Origin of the sequence: Polaromonas sp. A23, from assembly GCF_002001015.1 — a bacterium.
Lineage (GTDB): Bacteria > Pseudomonadota > Gammaproteobacteria > Burkholderiales > Burkholderiaceae_C > Polaromonas.
On record NZ_MUNO01000016.1, the window covers coordinates 25,041 to 39,868 of the forward strand.

Below are 14,828 nucleotides of genomic sequence, written 5' to 3' on the forward strand. Positions count from 1 at the left end.
TTGCTCATGAAAATCGTTCTGGCGTCGAATAATCCCGGCAAACTGGCCGAGCTGCAGGCCATGCTGGCTCCCTTGGATGTGGTGCTGGTGAATCAGGCCGCGCTGGGCATTCCTGAAGCCGAAGAGCCCTTCCGCACCTTTGTCGAAAACGCCCTGGCCAAGGCGCGTCATGCGTCAAGGCTGAGTGGTTTGCCGGCGCTGGCCGACGATGCCGGTTTGTGTGTGGATGCCTTTGGCGGCCTGCCGGGCGTGGACACGGCTTTCTACGCCACGCAGTTTGGCTACGCCAAAGGCGACGACAACAATGTTCGGGCGCTGCTCGAACAGATGGCCGACGTCGACCAGCGCCGTGCCGCGATGGTCAGTACGCTGGTGGCTGTGCGTTCTGCCGACGACCCCGAGCCCCTGATTTCCGTAGGTCGTGTGACAGGCGAGATTGCCCGTGAACCGGCCGGCAGTAATGGTTTCGGTTTTGATCCGGTCATGTTCATTCCGGCCTTTGGCAAGACTTTTGCGCAGTTGCCGGTTGTGGTCAAAAACGCCAACAGCCACCGCGGCATGGCGACGCGGCAGATGATGGACCTGATGCGCGAGCGCTGGTTGTGAGTCTGAAATGACTTTCCCGATTCCCGTCGTTAGCTCGTCGCCGGAGCAGGGCGCTCCGATCAGGGACGTCCAGCACTACATGCGGGACGGCACGCTCCAACTGAGCGCCTTGCCCCCCTTGTCGCTTTACGTGCACCTACCCTGGTGCCTCAAGAAATGCCCGTACTGCGACTTCAACTCGCATGAGGCGCACGGCGAGCTGCCCGAGCAGCGCTACCTTGACGCGTTGATGGCCGACCTGGAAGCCTCGCTGCCGCTGATCTGGGGCCGGACGGTGCACAGCATTTTTATTGGCGGCGGCACACCCAGCCTGTTCTCACCCCAGGCCATTGACCGTTTGCTGGGCGACATCCGCGCGCGCTTGCGGCTGGAGCCCGATTGCGAAATCACGCTCGAGGCGAATCCGGGTACGTTTGAGAAAGACCGTTTCAAGGCCTTTCGTAGCGCCGGCGTTACGCGCCTTTCGATCGGGGTGCAAAGTTTTGACGACCAGCATCTCAAGGCGCTCGGCCGCGTGCACGACCGCGCCCAAGCCATTGCGGCGGTGGAAGAAGCCGCGCAGGCTTTCGACACTTTCAATCTCGACATCATGTATGCGCTGCCGGGCCAGACGCTGGACAACCTGGAGCACGACATGCGCCAGGCGCTTGCCTTTCAGCCGCCGCACATCTCGATTTATCACCTGACCGTGGAGCCCAACACCTACTTCGCCAAGTACCCGCCGGTTTTGCCGGAAGACGACGACGCTTATGCCATGCTGGACCGAATCACCGAACTAACCGGCCTTGCGGGCATGGACCGCTACGAAATTTCGGCCTACGCCAAACCCGGTCACCGCTGCCAGCACAACCTCAACTACTGGAAGTTTGGAGACTACCTGGGCATAGGCGCTGGAGCCCACAGCAAGCTCAGTTTTGCGCACCGCGTGGTGCGGCAGGTGCGTTTTCGTGAGCCGAAGCTGTACATGGACAAAGCCCTGGCCGGTACCCCGGTGGCGCAAGACAACGAGGTCAGCCGTGCCGACCTGCCTTTTGAATTCATGCTCAACGCCCTGCGCTTGCGCGAGGGCTTCAAGCTGCAGGACTTTTCAGAAAAAACCGGACTGCCCATCACAGCGATCCAGGCCGGCCTGGACGAGGCCGAGCGCAAGGGCCTGATCGAGCGTGACTTTGCCCACGTCAGGCCGACGGAGCGCGGCTTTGATTTTCTGAACGATCTGCAGGCGCTGTTTCTTGCTGGTTGAAGCGCCGAAATGCGTTGAGAAAGGTGCAGCTGTGGGCAGGAGCCTCTCCAGGCCAATATCACTTAGCCGCAGACCTCGATCGAAACGTAACAAGGTGTTAACATGCTCGAATATCTAAATAAGAGCAGCAAAGCTGCAAGATTGCCGAAGGGGGAAATCCGATGAAGTCTTGCTACGTCATTTTGGGGGTGCCTGGTAACGCCAGCGATGAGGAGATAGATGAGGCCTTCAAAAAGGCATCGGCTCATTACTCCAAAGAGCGCCTGGTCGAAGATCCTGAGGCTGCCAAGCGCCTTGGAGCTATCCGGGACGCGTACAAAATCTTGTCCAATGCTGAGATGCGCGAAGCTCATGACCGCAAATTGAGCGCTGCCAGCAAGCCGTTGGCGCCTCGGCCCCGTGTCGTGATTGAAGCCGAGCCTTCACGCACAAATACGCTGTTCGTTGTTCTGGCACTTGTTGTTGTCGCGATGTTTGCCATCGGCGGATATATGAGCTATTCGCGGGACCAAACCCGTAAAGCGCTCGCTGCGCAAGAACTGGCCCAGAAGAAGCTGGAAGCAGAAGAAGCTGCCCAGGCTCAGGCCCTGCAGGCAACGCAGGACGCTGCCCGGCTACGAGCCCAGGCGGATGCCGAGAGACAGGATCGACAGTTCAGGGCCGAGGCGACTAATAGCGTCAGAGTTGCTGCCAATGCTGACATGCAGCAGCAGGCCCTGACAGCACGACTTCAGGACAATGAAAGAAGAGAGAAGGACCGGGCCGAAGCTGCTGCGCAACGTTCTGAGCAGCAGAAGGTCAATGAGTCACGGCAACGAGTGGCCAGAGATAAACAGGCTATTCGGGATCTTTGTCAAATGCAATATGGCAGATCGAACTGCTAGCCTTTCCTCGGTTTGAATCGCCGACTGGCATGCGCTACTTCGCAGACACATTCCTCGAATGCTGCTTGATAGCGTGATTGCGCCCGTGTCAGGCCGACAGAGCGCGGCTTTGATTTTCTGAACGATTTGCAGACCCTGTTTCTGCCCGAATAACGGGCCAGGAGCCGCTCAGGGTTTGCGTTTGGCCTCGTAGACTGCAATAGCCTTTTTCAGGTCGGTGTGCTCTTCGCAGGGCAGAAAGCACAGCTTGTCCAGTGCAGCCAGGTGCTGTTTTGCCTTGGGCAGGTCACCCACCATCAGGTAGGCCTCGCCCACATACTCATGCGCGCCGCGATGCTTGGGGTTGATCCGCAGCGCTTCGCCATAGTGCTTGAACACCAGCGCCATGTTCGGGTTCGCGCCCTTGCGGATGGAATAGGCGTAGAGGTTGTGGTAGTCGGCATTTTGCGGCGCGCCAAGCAGTGCCTTCTGCAGACCGGCCTGCGCGCCCGCCCAGTCCTTGCGCCCAAACGCAGCCTGCGTAGACGCAAGCACCGGATCGTCCGAAGGGCCGCCATACCCCGAGTCGCTGACATCGCCCGCAGCAAACGCTGCGGCAGATGCAGCTAGGCAGGTAACGACCAGCAGGTGAGAGAAGTGATTCATGGCCGGAACTCTTTTTTGAAAGGGGACAGCTCGGGATGGCGCACAAATCGTACTGCGTTCAGTGAGGCAGGTGAATCAGGGTTTCCAGCCTGAGAATTTGCGTTCAGGCATAAAAAAGCCACCGAGAGCATGGGCTGTCGGTGGCGAATGTATTGGCGGAAGCGGTGAGATTCGAACTCACGAAAGGTTTCCCTTTGCCGGTTTTCAAGACCGGTGCAATCGACCACTCTGCCACGCTTCCAAGGCCGATATCTTAACCGCTACGCGGATTGCTCGGCGTTGTGGCATTACTCCTGGGAAGTTGATGAACAAGAGGACTTCAAAAAAGATCCTCTCGCTCGGGCTTCCTCGTTCCCCCGAGCAGGGGCGGAGGGGGGCTGGTGGTGCCACAAGAAAAAACCGGACTGGCCCAGTGTCACTGTATTAAAGATTCTCTACAAATGCCCCTCACACCGGGACGGGGATTTGTGGGGGATCCAGCGACCGCCGGGCCAAGCCGGCTTTTCAGACGGAGGCTAGGCGCTCGCAGCCGACGTGACACAAAGCGCAGCGACTGGCACCCAAGGATGCAGCCTGGCCGGGTTCAGCGCGCAGGCTGTAGCACTAACGCTTTCTCTCCCCTAAAAATTGCTGCGAGAAACCAACATCTCGCCCGTTTGAGAGGGGCATTTGCAGATTCAACTGCTACGCTGAGACCAATCCTGCAACTACTCACCGACAACGTTAGAAGACCCATGCACTACCTGCTATTTATCGGCGCCTTCCTCTTCTTTGCATTTATTGCACCCCTGAAGGTGACGCTCGCAACTTGCGCCATGCTGCTCATCGTCACAGCCGTCATTCGCTTTACTACGCGAGCGGTTGCAGGAGTTGAGTCCTCATACGGAGAAGCAGCAAAGGCAATGGGGCTGTCGTTTTTCTTTGTCGTGATCGCATTTTTTGTGTTGCTGAGCTTCTCCACAGGTACAGGCGTCACCCAGTTCACCGGCCTGGCCGGCTACCTGGTGTTCGTCGCATTCCTTCTGTCCTATGTTCTGGGATTCAAGTTAAGTCTTGGGTTGTCACTTGGAGTAAGCGCCATCGTCGCAGTAATATCAACCGTCGCTTCCACTGCGCTCTTTCTTGCCTTTAGAAGCTTGGCCTGAACTTCCCTGGTGCCACAAAAAAAGCGGGCTGGCCCGGTGTCGCTGTATGGAAGATCCCCCCACAAGTGCCCCTCACACCGAGACGGGGTCTTGTGGGGGATCCAGCGACCGGCGGGCCGGGCCGGTTTTTTCAAACGGTAGGCCGGGCGCCCGCAGCCGACGTGCCACAAAGCGCAGCGACTGGCACCCAAGGGCCCAGCCTGGCCGGGTTCGTAGACACGGCGGTAATCAACTGAATCTGTTGCCTCGCGATCTACTCTATTTAGAGGATGCACATTGAGGAGCTTCGTCCTAGAGTCAGTTGCGGGTTTGTCGGATTTTTATATCTGTATAAATATCTGGTCACGCCTCAATGAACTCAATGCAGACAAAACCTGCTCAGGAATTGATGTCCAGATTAAACCGCCGGCGCCAAGTTAAATCGCTGGTTCTTTGGTCTAAATTACATTAGGCGCGTAATTGGAAGCCCTTCATGTCTTTGGCCGCTGACTTCGATTTACTGAAAACCTTCGGGCAGATTGCAGCGCCCGCGGGATTGGCCATCGTGGTGTTTTTATATCTCGGTCGAGACATAGTCGCGAAGAACATCTTCCCCACGCTCACACAGCAGCATGCCTATCACGTTGTCATCGCGCTCGCGTTTATGGCTGGGATAGTGGCCTTGGCCGGTATAACGGCTTGGGTGTACGTTTCTACACATGTAAAGGCGGAGTCGAATCCACCGACAGCGAGCGCGAAGCTTCCTTTATTGCCCGGAGATACGGGCTGGATATTCGCGGGCTACTCTAACATCGCAAGGGGGACATTTGTCGAAGGACCGTACGTGTCTGTTCAAGGAACCACAACCCGGGCGGTGCGACGCTTCGTCGAAATTGGCGACACAATTGGGCTCAAGGTTTCACGCGACGTTCACATCGTCGATTTTAAGAAGATTGGCGTATCAAGCAAGCTCGTATCACCTATTACCAAAGGGATCATCGACGAGTACGACAAAACAGGCATCACCCTCCCTGCTGGAACGGAGCTCGTTGTTCGCGACGTCAGCGAAGGAAGATGGTCGGACAGTCCCAATGCAGCACTTTGGCTGAGAATCGTCTATGTACCGCGGTAACCTCTCTATTTAGAGGATGTCGCCTCAGGCCTTGACCTCTAGAATCAACCGCGAGGTTTGTCGGATTTTATACCTGTATAAATATCGGGCTCTACCTCAATAAGCTCAATGCAGACAATGACCTAATGACAATTTGATGCCCAGATTGAACCGTAGCCCCAAAGTTATATCGCAGATATTGCGATCTAAATTACGTTAGGCAGCGCTATGGCGGCTGCGCCCAATCAAGGCGACTACACGCGGAGCCTCTACGATTCCGAGCTGGCGAGCATGGAGCGTCTGCTCCAGGCCTCGATGGGCGTATCGCAGGCTGTCGGGGGCATTCAGACCGCCAACCGCTTCATTCGCGCTACCCAGCTCTTTACGCGTCTCACAGTTGGCAGCTACACCTTTGTTCGGTTGCTGCCTTCAAACACGCTAACTCATGATCGAGTCGAGTTTTGGGATTGGCCTTCCATAGCGTGCGTCGCCCGAAACATCGTTGAGACGTACCACACGTTCTACTATCTGATAGACCCGTCACTGTCGGTGGGCGAGGTGGAAATGCGTATGGACTTGATGCACCTACATCTGAACAGCGAGAAGTACAGACTGTACAGAGAGTTGAAACCTGATGCAGAAATTCTGAGGGAATTTGAAATTGGCTTGCCTAAGGACAAAGAGAGGTTGAAGAAGAATGCGATCTTCCACAAGCTGAGCGAAGGGCGACAGTCGGAGTTGCTGAAAGGGCGTGCGGCGATGCATCTGACGCACGCTGAGATTGGTGAATCCCTTCCATTTATTGACAGGTACTTCCGTCCGATATACAGGCTCTTCTCAATCCATGTCCATTCGACGCCGATGTCCTTCCAGGCACAGTCCAACGAACGAGGTAGAGGCGACGAAAATGAAGCAGAGCGTTTCTACGTCACCCTAGCGATCCAGATCATCCTGAAGTACTTGTCAGCGGCTGTCATGGACATGGCAAGAATCTTCCCGGATGTGGTCGCGCGTGCGTGCCCCGACGCATTAGCAGTGGCTCGCGAAGTACATGACGCGACTGTCGCATGAAGGCCGTTAGCGCAGTAGCGTCGAGCGTGGCGCCGCCTAAAATGGCAGTTGATCCAGACGTCCCGCGGCACACTTTCTCGTGCATATGGTCCGCCGGTCACTTCTACGTTAAATCGTGCAATGCGCAAGGGATCTGCTTTGACGGAGGTGGCGCTCATCGCAGCGTTATCGCAAACTCGAATGCCCAGGCTTAAGAATGCGATAAATCGACCGCTTCACGCTCGACGGGTGAACATTAAAAATCGCCGCCAGAGAATCCATCGTGTACTGATTGGACTTCCACAGTCGAACAATTTCTTGTTCGTCGTTCGGTGAAATTGATCTCGGCCTGCCACAATGAATACCACGCATCATCGCTGCGGTCTGTTCGGCAATAGACCACTCCCGAATAATGCCGCGCTCGAACTCTGCAAATGCTTCCAGCATGTGCGTCATCATGCGCTCGGCCGAGGTGCTGGTATCCACTGGCACGGTGAGACTTTGAAAGATGCACCGGCCTTCTGAATTGTGTCCAGGATCGATAGCAGATACATCAGGGAGCGTGTCAGGCGGTCAATCTTGTAGACCTTGAGCGTGTCGGAAACCAATACGTGAGGCGGTACCCTGTCATTTTTGACAGGGCCGAATGTCCTCTCTCTAATTTCAAGTAGCGGCAGCCGGTTCTATTACAGCTATTACAGGCGGCAACATCGACTGCGCGTCGTGGTGCTAAGGTCAAAACATGGTCCAGGCGGGAAGCGCATCAACTGATGCGCCGAAGGTGTCGGGACCTGTCTGCGATACCTCCCCGCCTTTGGGGAGGCTCTCTGGCGTAAGCCACGCGAGCAACCCCCACAACCCAGCAATCAGGAGAAATTAATCAATGCAACGACGTGAATTTGCACAGGCAGCAGTTGCCGCTGCCACTCTGGGCAACCTCCGCTTGGGCGCTGTCGTGGCGCTAGGTGTGCAGGCGGCTCCGTCGGCCCTGGCTGCTGTTGGCACCACGCCTGCAGGCACCAATCTTTCTGGCATGGAGTGGGCCAAGCCGGGGTTGCGTATTGGTACCAGCACGGCTCCCAATTTGCATTTCACGGTACCGCGCGCTGCGGACGTTGTCTATCTGGCCGCTTGCGGCTTCAACAAAAACCGCTTGCCTGTGCAGTGGGAACTGTTGCAACCCATGCTGCACGACACAGTGGCCAATGCCGCGGCCAAGGCTGCCATTGGCAGCCCTGGTGCTTTTCATGCGGGCTATGAGTCTTACATCACGGGGGTGCTGGACGCTCACGCGGCTGCGGGCACGAAGTGCATCATCGACAACCACAACTACTGCCGGTACCAGGACTTCAGGTTTCAGGCAGACGGTTCGGTGATCGGGCTGAAGGCTTCCGCTGATCCTCTTCTTCGCGCGTACACCACTGATACGGTGCAGGTGCAAGTACGTATTTTTGCCCTGGCCGCCGGCGCAACTTTAAAGCAGTCGCACTTTGCTGATTTCTGGACGCGCGCTGCGACGAAATGGAAGAACCACCCGGGTTTTGGCGGCTATGGCCTGATGAACGAACCGCATGACATGCCCAAGCCTGGCGGGATCATTGCTTCGAATGAAGAGGTGGTGAAGGGCGGGGAAGACCTGACCATCTGGCCGGCGTTTGCACAGGCGGCGATCAATGCAATCCGTGCGGTTGACACCGTCAACCCGATTTACGTTTCCGGGAATCAATACGGCTCGGCCATGGTGATAGGTACCAAGAACCCCGGCTTCCCTTTGACAGGGGCCAACCTCATCTATGACGTTCACATGTATCTGGACGCTTTCAGCAACGGCGCGGTCTTTGATTACGACACGGAGGTGGCCAAAAACTACAGCGCCGGGTTTGGCGCGGGGCCGATCAAACCGTCAACAGGCATGGACCGCATCAAGATAGCCACGGACTGGGCCAGTGCCAAGGGCGTCAAGCTGGCCTTGACAGAAGTTGGCATGCCCATCGATGACGTGCGGTGGCAGACGATGTTTGCGCAAGCTGCCAACTATGCCCATCAGGCAGGCTGCGAAATCTACACGTGGATGGGCGGCAACCACTGGCCCATTCACAACTACGCCATCAACCATGTGCCGGGCTGGCACCAGAATCGCACGCTGGAGCCCTCGGTCGCCGGGCCGCTAAAGGCGGCTGTGGGAATTGTGCAGGCAAGCCTGTTCGACGATGGGCCGGGTTATGCACTTGCCGGCACACCCTTGACCATCACCGTTTATGTCCGCGGCAATCTGGCCGCGCCGGTTGCGCTCACGGTGGCGTCCAATAACGGCGGGACGCTGAGCAAGTCGGCGCTGCTCATTCCAGCGGGGCCGAACGGGCAGGACACGTTTACCTATACGCCGGCGTCCAACCGGGTGGCCACGTTGACCTACACCAGCGGTGGTCAGCTTTCGGGGCAGGTTCCGCCGCCGCGCAAGATATTTTCACTAAGCGACCCGGTGGCCTACGCGGCCACCAGCCTGCCGGACGCCGCGCGGGCCATCATGGCGAAATACAGCGCTTGCAAATGGGAGCTCTCCGATGGCTACACCGACTACCTGCAGGGTGCTCCCGCCGTAGCAGGCCAGCCGGTCCGCGCCATTTCGGACTCGGGATACGGCTCCAGCCCGGGGAATGCCATGGAAATGATCAACTGGGTCAACAAGGCGAATGGCGGCATGGGCACGATGTCTGTGCCCGTCATGCGAGTCACCAACGGCAAGAAGAACTCTGACCACACGGTGCAGGACACCTGGGGTTTCTGGTGCAAAAAGTCGGTGAGCAAGGCGGGTGTTCAACCCAATCCGCGCAACAAGGTGCCCTACAACATCACGGATCCCCACTTTGCGTTGGTGGCAGCCAGCGTGCCCGGTCTGTACAACGCCGGGGTGCTGTTTCAGGCGTCGCAGACCGAGCAGTCTTACACGTCGGAATTGAACTTCACCAACGGTTTCCCCGGGGTCAAGTGGGTGGACGCGGGCGGCCAGAAAGTGGAATTGGTCAGCCCCACCAAGCTGGTGGCCAACACACCGGCGGTACTGGCCTTCACTTCCGCACCGGGCGCACAGAAGCTGCGCATCAATTCCGCCGTGGTTGCCAGCGCAGCTGCAACCTTTGCTCCCAGTGTGTACAACCAGTTGCTGATTGGCTGGGGTTACCTCGGCTACTACCCGCGCGGTGGATTCAAGGGGCACATCTACGCCGCTATTACCGGCAAAGGAGCCCCTTCTGCGGCTGAGCTTGCCGTGCTGGAGAAGTACCTGGGTTCTACGGCGGGCATCACCTTGCCTTAGGGAAGCGCTGAACAAGTCCCCTGCGGCGCACGATCAGCCGGGCTCGGGCGGTCTGCTGCGTTGAATTTCTTGCCAATAGCCAGCTATTGCCTGCAAAATCCGCCTTGCATCCCATCCCGATCCGGCTGCCGCGCATCCGCAAGGACTTATTCAGCGCTTCCTTAGCGGCGCAAGCTGCCAAGAGCGGCCTTGCCTTTGGCCCAGGCCTCAATCTGCGACCAGCATCCCCTTGGTTTCAATAAACGCAATGACTTCAGCCAGGCCGGCCTGGGTTTTGAGGTTGGTCATGACAAAGGGCTTGAGGCCCTTGGACGTGGTGCGCATGCGGATGGTGTCGGCTTCCATCACGCCCAGATCGGCGCCTACATAGGGCGCCAGGTCGGTTTTGTTGATGACGAACAAGTCGCTTTTGGTGATGCCGGGGCCACCTTTGCGCGGAATCTTTTCGCCAGCAGCCACGTCAATCACGTAAATGGTCAGGTCGCTGAGTTCGGGGCTGAAGGTGGCCGCCAGATTGTCTCCACCCGATTCGATGAACACCACGTCGGCATCGGGAAAGTCCACCAGCATGCGATCGATGGCTTCGAGGTTGATAGAAGCGTCTTCGCGGATGGCCGTGTGCGGGCAACCGCCGGTTTCCACACCCATGATGCGTTCAGCTGCCAGCGCACCGCTGACGGTCAAGAGGCGCTGGTCTTCCTTGGTGTAAATGTCATTGGTGATGGCGACCAGGTCGTACTTGGTCTTCATCGCTTTGCAGAGCATTTCGAGCAAAGTGGTTTTGCCGGAACCGACGGGGCCACCGATTCCGACGCGCAAGGGTGGAAGTTTTTTGGTGCGATTGGCGATGTGATGCATGCTCATGAGCGGAACAGTCTGGAGTATTGGGTTTCGTGTTGGGAAGAAAGAATGGCCAGCATGGGCGAAAACGCCTGGCGTTCATGGTCTTGAAGCGCCATCGCTTCTTCAACAGCAGCCGGAATGTTTGCTGCCAGCCGCGCCAGTATGCGCTGGCCGGCGCTTTGGCCCAGCGGAACCGATTTGAGTGCGGCCTGCATCATGTTTTCAGCCCAACCAAAGGCATAGGCGGCCAGACAGTCCGATACGCCTGCCGCCAATGGTGAAGCTGCCAGCGCGAATGCAATCGGGTAGGTCGGCGGCAGTTGCGCGCATGCATCCATGTGGGCTGCACTGACGCTGTGGTGGTTGCGCAGCCACTCAAGCAGGGAGCGGCCCATCTGTTCGGCCTGCGCGCGCAGTTCGCTGGTCTCCCGGGTCTGCAGCACCCAGTCATTCAGCGCCTTGACCTTCTCGAGGTTCCCATTGCGCCAGGCCGGAATGGCCTGCGCGATCACCGCCAGATCACCACGCGCCAGACTCAGCTGGAGTTGATCGAAAAGCCAGTCAGACGCTATGTTTTCAGTAGCTACTCCCGCCCGGTCTACGCCGGCTTCAAGGCCTTCTGAGTAAGAAAAGCCGCCCACAGGCAAGGCTGGAGAGGCGAGCCAGATGAGTTGCAGCAGGCTGCCGACCGGCAGGGGCGTCGCGTTGGACATCGCTTAGTGGCTGTGCGGCTTGTGCTTGTGAATCTGGATAGCCACTGGCTGTGCCTCTTCGTGCGCATGATCGTGGCCATGATTGCAATCCGGGCCATGCACGTGGGCAGGCGCTGTTGCCGCCGGTGCATGGGCATGAGAGTGCCCAGCGTCGTGCGAATGGCCGCCGGCGCTATAGGCCCCGCCTTCCGGCTCAAATGTTTCGTTGACTTCGTTCACGATCAAATGCATGGACCGCAGCATGTCGGCCAGCACGTGGTCGGGCTCGATTTTCAGATGATCCGGTTTGAGCTCGATGGGCACATGCCGGTTGCCCAGGTGATAGGCCGCACGCGTCAGATCAAACGGCGAGCCGTGCGAGCTGCATGCGGTGATGCGAAGCACGGCTTGCTGCGCGGCGACAACTTTGACCATGGAGCCGTCTTCAGCCACCAGCACGTCACCGCCGCGCACCAGTGTGCCGCGCGGCAGAAAGATGCCGAGCTGGCGCCCGAGGGAATCGGTTGCCTCGAAGCGGCTTTTCTGGCGAATGTCCCAATCGAGTTCGATGGTCGATGCGCGTTTGAGGAGCACGGGTGCAAGGCCTTTGCCGCCCGCAATGATTTTGGAAACCTGGATCACGTTGAACCTTAAAAAAAACAGTATGCCAGCGCCGCAAGCCGCGCGCTCCTGCTGGTCCACGGGAGCTCAGAACAGGAAATAGCGCTGCGTCATCGGCAGGCTCACGGCAGGCTCGCAGGTCAGCAGCTGGCCATCGGCGCGAACGGCGTAAGTCTGGGCATCGACTTCCATTGCCGGTGCGTAGTTGTTGTGGATCATGTGGCGCTTCTGCACCCCGCGAATGTTCTTCACGGCAGCCAGCGTTTTGGCGAGACCGAAACGTTCCTTGACGCCACCTGCCAGGCCAGCCTGCGAGACAAAGGTCAACGAACCGCGCGCAATGGCGCCGCCGAAACCGCCGAACATCGGGCGGTAGTGCACCGGCTGGGGCGTCGGGATGGAGGCGTTCGGGTCGCCCATGGCGGCCATGGCGATGAAGCCGCCCTTGAGGATCAGCGCCGGCTTGATGCCGAAGAAGGCGGGTTTCCAGACCACGAGATCTGCCCACTTGCCCTGCTCGATGGAGCCGACTTCATGTGAGATGCCGTGAGCAATCGCAGGGTTGATGGTGTATTTGCTGATGTAGCGCTTGGTGCGGAAGTTGTCATTGCGTTCGGTGTCGCCCGGAAGCTTGCCGCGCTGCGTCTTCATTTTGTGTGCCGTCTGCCAGGTGCGGATGATGACCTCGCCGACACGCCCCATGGCCTGGCTGTCGCTGCTCATCATGCTGATCGCGCCCAGGTCGTGCAGCACGTCTTCGGCGGCAATGGTTTCCTTGCGGATGCGGCTTTCGGCAAAGGCAAGGTCCTCGGCAATCGCCGGGTCCAGGTGGTGGCAGACCATCAGCATGTCGACGTGTTCGTCCAGCGTGTTGACGGTGTAAGGCATGGTTGGGTTGGTGGAGGACGGCAGGAAGTTCTGCTCGCCCACCACCCGCAAAATGTCCGGCGCATGGCCACCGCCCGCGCCTTCGGTGTGGAAGGCGCACAGCGTGCGGCCCTTGGTGGCGGCAATCGTGTTCTCGACAAAACCGCTTTCATTGAGCGTGTCGCTGTGGATGGCAACCTGCGTGTCGGTTTCTTCGGCCACATCCAGGCAGTTGCTGATGGCCGCGGGTGTGGTGCCCCAGTCTTCGTGCAGCTTCAGGCCAATCACGCCGGCGTTGATCTGTTCGTGCAGAGCAGCAGGCAGGCTCGCATTGCCCTTGCCGAGAAAACCCAGGTTCATCGGAAAGGCATCGGCCGCCTGCAGCATGCGTTCAATGTTCCAGGGGCCGGGTGTGCAGGTGGTGGCAAAGGTGCCGGTGGCCGGGCCGGTGCCGCCGCCCAGCATGGTGGTAACGCCCGAGGTCAGCGCTTCTTCAATCTGCTGCGGGCAAATGAAATGGATATGCGAGTCAATGCCGCCGGCGGTGACGATCATGCCTTCGCAGCTGATGATCTCGGTGCCGGGGCCGATGATCATGTCCACGCCGGGCTGCGTGTCGGGGTTGCCGGCCTTGCCGATGGCAGCGATGCGCCCACCCTTGAGGCCGATGTCGGCCTTGACGATGCCCCAGTGGTCGATGATCAGCGCGTTGGTCATCACGCAGTCCATCGCGCCTTCGGCACGGGTTTTCTGCGACTGCGCCATGCCGTCGCGTATGGTTTTTCCGCCGCCGAACTTGACTTCTTCGCCGTAGCTACCCGCGCGCAGGGTGTAGTCGGCCTCGACTTCGATCAGGAGGTCGGTGTCTGCCAGGCGTATGCGGTCGCCGGTGGTGGGGCCGAACATTTCCGCGTAAGCGCGTCTTCCTATCGTTGCCATTTACAGAGCCCCTTGCGTCATGCCGCGAAAGCCGTAGATTTTTCGTTCGCCCGCAAAGTCCACCAACTCCACCGTGCGCTGCTGTCCCGGCTCGAAACGCACAGCCGTGCCCGAGGCGATGTTGAGCCGCATGCCTTGCGCCGCCGCGCGGTCGAAGCCCAGCGCGCCGTTGGTTTCAGCAAAGTGATAGTGCGAGCCCACCTGGATGGGCCGGTCGGCGGTGTTCTGAACCACCACGGTCAGGGTGCGGCGTCCCGTGTTGAGTGGGTGGTCGGGGCCGTTGGTGAGCAGTTCGCCTGGAATCATGGCTGGCTCACTTGTCTTTGTTGGACAGCCAGACCGCCAGGACAACCAGTCCACCCAGGGCGACAAAACCCCAAGCGTCAGAGGCATGCCAGTGGGCGCCTGCCAGCAGGTGACCTTCATGACCAAAAGAGGCTCCAGCCCAGGTGGTTATTGCGCAAGCAGCTATGGTTTTGAGAGCGGAATTTGGCTTCATGATGTGGACTTTTTGATGAGGTGGGTTGATCACACTGATCACACAATGGGTTGGTGCACGGTGACGAGCTTGGTGCCGTCGGGGAAGGTGGCTTCGACCTGGATGTCGGGAATCAATTCGGGAATGCCGTCCATCACGTCGGCGCGCGTGAGGATGGTTCGCCCTTCGCTCATCAGCTGGGCCACGGTTTTGCCGTCGCGCGCGCCTTCCATCACTGCGGCGCTGATCAGCGCCACAGCTTCGGGGTAGTTCAGTTTGAGGCCGCGCGCCTGGCGCCGCTCGGCCAGCAGGGCTGCCGTGAAGATCAGCAGCTTGTCTTTTTCTCGGGGGGTCAATTCCATGGTTTCTCCGGGGGAGGCCGCAGCAGTAGCGTGGGCCGGGGTGCAAG

Annotated in this window: 15 protein-coding genes, 1 tRNA gene and 1 pseudogene; 7 read left to right on the plus strand and 10 right to left on the minus strand. The window is 58.7% G+C overall.

All coding sequences use genetic code 11. The annotated features are described in order from the left end of the window. Positions 1–6 precede the first annotated feature (6 nt). From rdgB to B0B52_RS07210, 3 genes are all read left to right on the plus strand, one after another. Entirely contained in the window at positions 7–606 is a 600-nt protein-coding gene (rdgB, locus tag B0B52_RS07200; RefSeq protein ID WP_077592952.1) for an RdgB/HAM1 family non-canonical purine NTP pyrophosphatase, read from the plus strand. A 7-nt stretch (positions 607–613) separates the two neighbouring features. Further along, entirely contained in the window at positions 614–1,849 is a 1,236-nt protein-coding gene (gene hemW / locus B0B52_RS07205) for a radical SAM family heme chaperone HemW (protein ID WP_077592953.1), read from the plus strand. A gap of 161 nt (positions 1,850–2,010) precedes the next feature. After that, positions 2,011–2,733 carry a DnaJ domain-containing protein gene (locus tag B0B52_RS07210; RefSeq protein ID WP_077592954.1) on the plus strand — a complete coding sequence of 241 codons (723 nt, stop codon included), beginning with the start codon at positions 2,011–2,013 and terminating at the stop codon, positions 2,731–2,733. A 168-nt stretch (positions 2,734–2,901) separates the two neighbouring features. Here the strand turns inward: B0B52_RS07210 and B0B52_RS07215 are convergent, their stop codons facing one another. Both B0B52_RS07215 and B0B52_RS07220 read right to left on the minus strand, forming a co-directional pair. After that, on the minus strand, positions 2,902–3,378 hold the full coding sequence (locus B0B52_RS07215; RefSeq protein WP_077592955.1) for a hypothetical protein: 477 nt from the start codon (positions 3,376–3,378) through the stop codon (positions 2,902–2,904). 153 nt (positions 3,379–3,531) lie between these two features. Further along, positions 3,532–3,619 (minus strand) — tRNA-Ser (locus B0B52_RS07220). A gap of 493 nt (positions 3,620–4,112) precedes the next feature. Between B0B52_RS07220 and B0B52_RS07225 the strand changes: the two genes are divergently transcribed. From B0B52_RS07225 to B0B52_RS07235, 3 genes are all read left to right on the plus strand, one after another. Beyond that, entirely contained in the window at positions 4,113–4,523 is a 411-nt protein-coding gene (locus tag B0B52_RS07225) for a hypothetical protein (protein WP_077592956.1), read from the plus strand. A gap of 472 nt (positions 4,524–4,995) precedes the next feature. Further along, a complete protein-coding gene (locus B0B52_RS07230) occupies positions 4,996–5,634 on the plus strand; it encodes a hypothetical protein (protein ID WP_077592957.1) in 639 nt (212 codons plus the stop codon). A 207-nt stretch (positions 5,635–5,841) separates the two neighbouring features. Beyond that, complete coding sequence (locus tag B0B52_RS07235) at positions 5,842–6,684, plus strand: DUF5677 domain-containing protein (RefSeq protein ID WP_077592958.1); 843 nt, start codon at positions 5,842–5,844, stop codon at positions 6,682–6,684. Between the two features lie 165 nt (positions 6,685–6,849). Here B0B52_RS07235 and B0B52_RS07240 read toward each other — a convergent pair. Continuing rightward, positions 6,850–7,217 (minus strand): annotated as a pseudogene (locus tag B0B52_RS07240) (recombinase family protein). A 329-nt stretch (positions 7,218–7,546) separates the two neighbouring features. Between B0B52_RS07240 and B0B52_RS07250 the strand changes: the two are divergent. Further along, complete coding sequence (locus tag B0B52_RS07250; protein ID WP_077592961.1) at positions 7,547–9,979, plus strand: glycoside hydrolase family 5 protein; 2,433 nt, start codon at positions 7,547–7,549, stop codon at positions 9,977–9,979. Positions 9,980–10,186: 207 nt separating this feature from the next. On the opposite strand, the gene ureG is transcribed toward B0B52_RS07250, so the two are convergent. The 7 genes from ureG to B0B52_RS07285 all read right to left on the minus strand — a co-directional run bounded on the left by ureG (position 10,187) and on the right by B0B52_RS07285 (position 14,781). Further along, complete coding sequence (ureG, locus tag B0B52_RS07255) at positions 10,187–10,843, minus strand: urease accessory protein UreG (RefSeq protein ID WP_077592962.1); 657 nt, start codon at positions 10,841–10,843, stop codon at positions 10,187–10,189. Then, on the minus strand, positions 10,840–11,535 hold the full coding sequence (locus B0B52_RS07260) for an urease accessory protein UreF (RefSeq protein ID WP_077592963.1): 696 nt from the start codon (positions 11,533–11,535) through the stop codon (positions 10,840–10,842). Before B0B52_RS07260 ends, ureG begins: the two co-directional genes overlap by 4 nt. Before the next feature lie 3 nt (positions 11,536–11,538). Beyond that, positions 11,539–12,156 carry an urease accessory protein UreE gene (ureE, locus tag B0B52_RS07265; RefSeq protein ID WP_077593006.1) on the minus strand — a complete coding sequence of 206 codons (618 nt, stop codon included), beginning with the start codon at positions 12,154–12,156 and terminating at the stop codon, positions 11,539–11,541. Between the two features lie 66 nt (positions 12,157–12,222). Next, positions 12,223–13,941 (minus strand): urease subunit alpha, encoded by a 1,719-nt coding sequence (gene ureC, locus B0B52_RS07270; protein ID WP_077592964.1) that lies wholly within the window; start codon positions 13,939–13,941, stop codon positions 12,223–12,225. Then, positions 13,942–14,247: an urease subunit beta gene (locus B0B52_RS07275; protein WP_077592965.1), complete on the minus strand. Its 306-nt coding sequence runs from the start codon at positions 14,245–14,247 to the stop codon at positions 13,942–13,944. A 7-nt stretch (positions 14,248–14,254) separates the two neighbouring features. Further along, positions 14,255–14,440, minus strand: coding sequence for a hypothetical protein (locus tag B0B52_RS07280; protein WP_077592966.1), 186 nt, complete (start codon positions 14,438–14,440; stop codon positions 14,255–14,257). Positions 14,441–14,478: 38 nt separating this feature from the next. Beyond that, complete coding sequence (locus B0B52_RS07285; RefSeq protein WP_077592967.1) at positions 14,479–14,781, minus strand: urease subunit gamma; 303 nt, start codon at positions 14,779–14,781, stop codon at positions 14,479–14,481. Between the last annotated feature and the right edge of the window lie 47 nt (positions 14,782–14,828).

Bases quoted from the DNA above. Each gene is read 5' to 3' on its own strand.
- rdgB (WP_077592952.1), top strand. From the start codon at position 7: ATGAAAATCGTTCTGGCGTCGAATAATCCCGGCAAACTGGCCGAGCTG.
- hemW (WP_077592953.1), top strand. From the start codon at position 614: ATGACTTTCCCGATTCCCGTCGTTAGCTCGTCGCCGGAGCAGGGCGCT.
- B0B52_RS07210 (WP_077592954.1), top strand. From the start codon at position 2,011: ATGAAGTCTTGCTACGTCATTTTGGGGGTGCCTGGTAACGCCAGCGAT.
- B0B52_RS07215 (WP_077592955.1), bottom strand. From the start codon at position 3,378: ATGAATCACTTCTCTCACCTGCTGGTCGTTACCTGCCTAGCTGCATCT.
- B0B52_RS07225 (WP_077592956.1), top strand. From the start codon at position 4,113: ATGCACTACCTGCTATTTATCGGCGCCTTCCTCTTCTTTGCATTTATT.
- B0B52_RS07230 (WP_077592957.1), top strand. From the start codon at position 4,996: ATGTCTTTGGCCGCTGACTTCGATTTACTGAAAACCTTCGGGCAGATT.
- B0B52_RS07235 (WP_077592958.1), top strand. From the start codon at position 5,842: ATGGCGGCTGCGCCCAATCAAGGCGACTACACGCGGAGCCTCTACGAT.
- B0B52_RS07250 (WP_077592961.1), top strand. From the start codon at position 7,547: ATGCAACGACGTGAATTTGCACAGGCAGCAGTTGCCGCTGCCACTCTG.
- ureG (WP_077592962.1), bottom strand. From the start codon at position 10,843: ATGAGCATGCATCACATCGCCAATCGCACCAAAAAACTTCCACCCTTG.
- B0B52_RS07260 (WP_077592963.1), bottom strand. From the start codon at position 11,535: ATGTCCAACGCGACGCCCCTGCCGGTCGGCAGCCTGCTGCAACTCATC.
- ureC (WP_077592964.1), bottom strand. From the start codon at position 13,941: ATGGCAACGATAGGAAGACGCGCTTACGCGGAAATGTTCGGCCCCACC.
- B0B52_RS07275 (WP_077592965.1), bottom strand. From the start codon at position 14,247: ATGATTCCAGGCGAACTGCTCACCAACGGCCCCGACCACCCACTCAAC.
- B0B52_RS07280 (WP_077592966.1), bottom strand. From the start codon at position 14,440: ATGAAGCCAAATTCCGCTCTCAAAACCATAGCTGCTTGCGCAATAACC.
- B0B52_RS07285 (WP_077592967.1), bottom strand. From the start codon at position 14,781: ATGGAATTGACCCCCCGAGAAAAAGACAAGCTGCTGATCTTCACGGCA.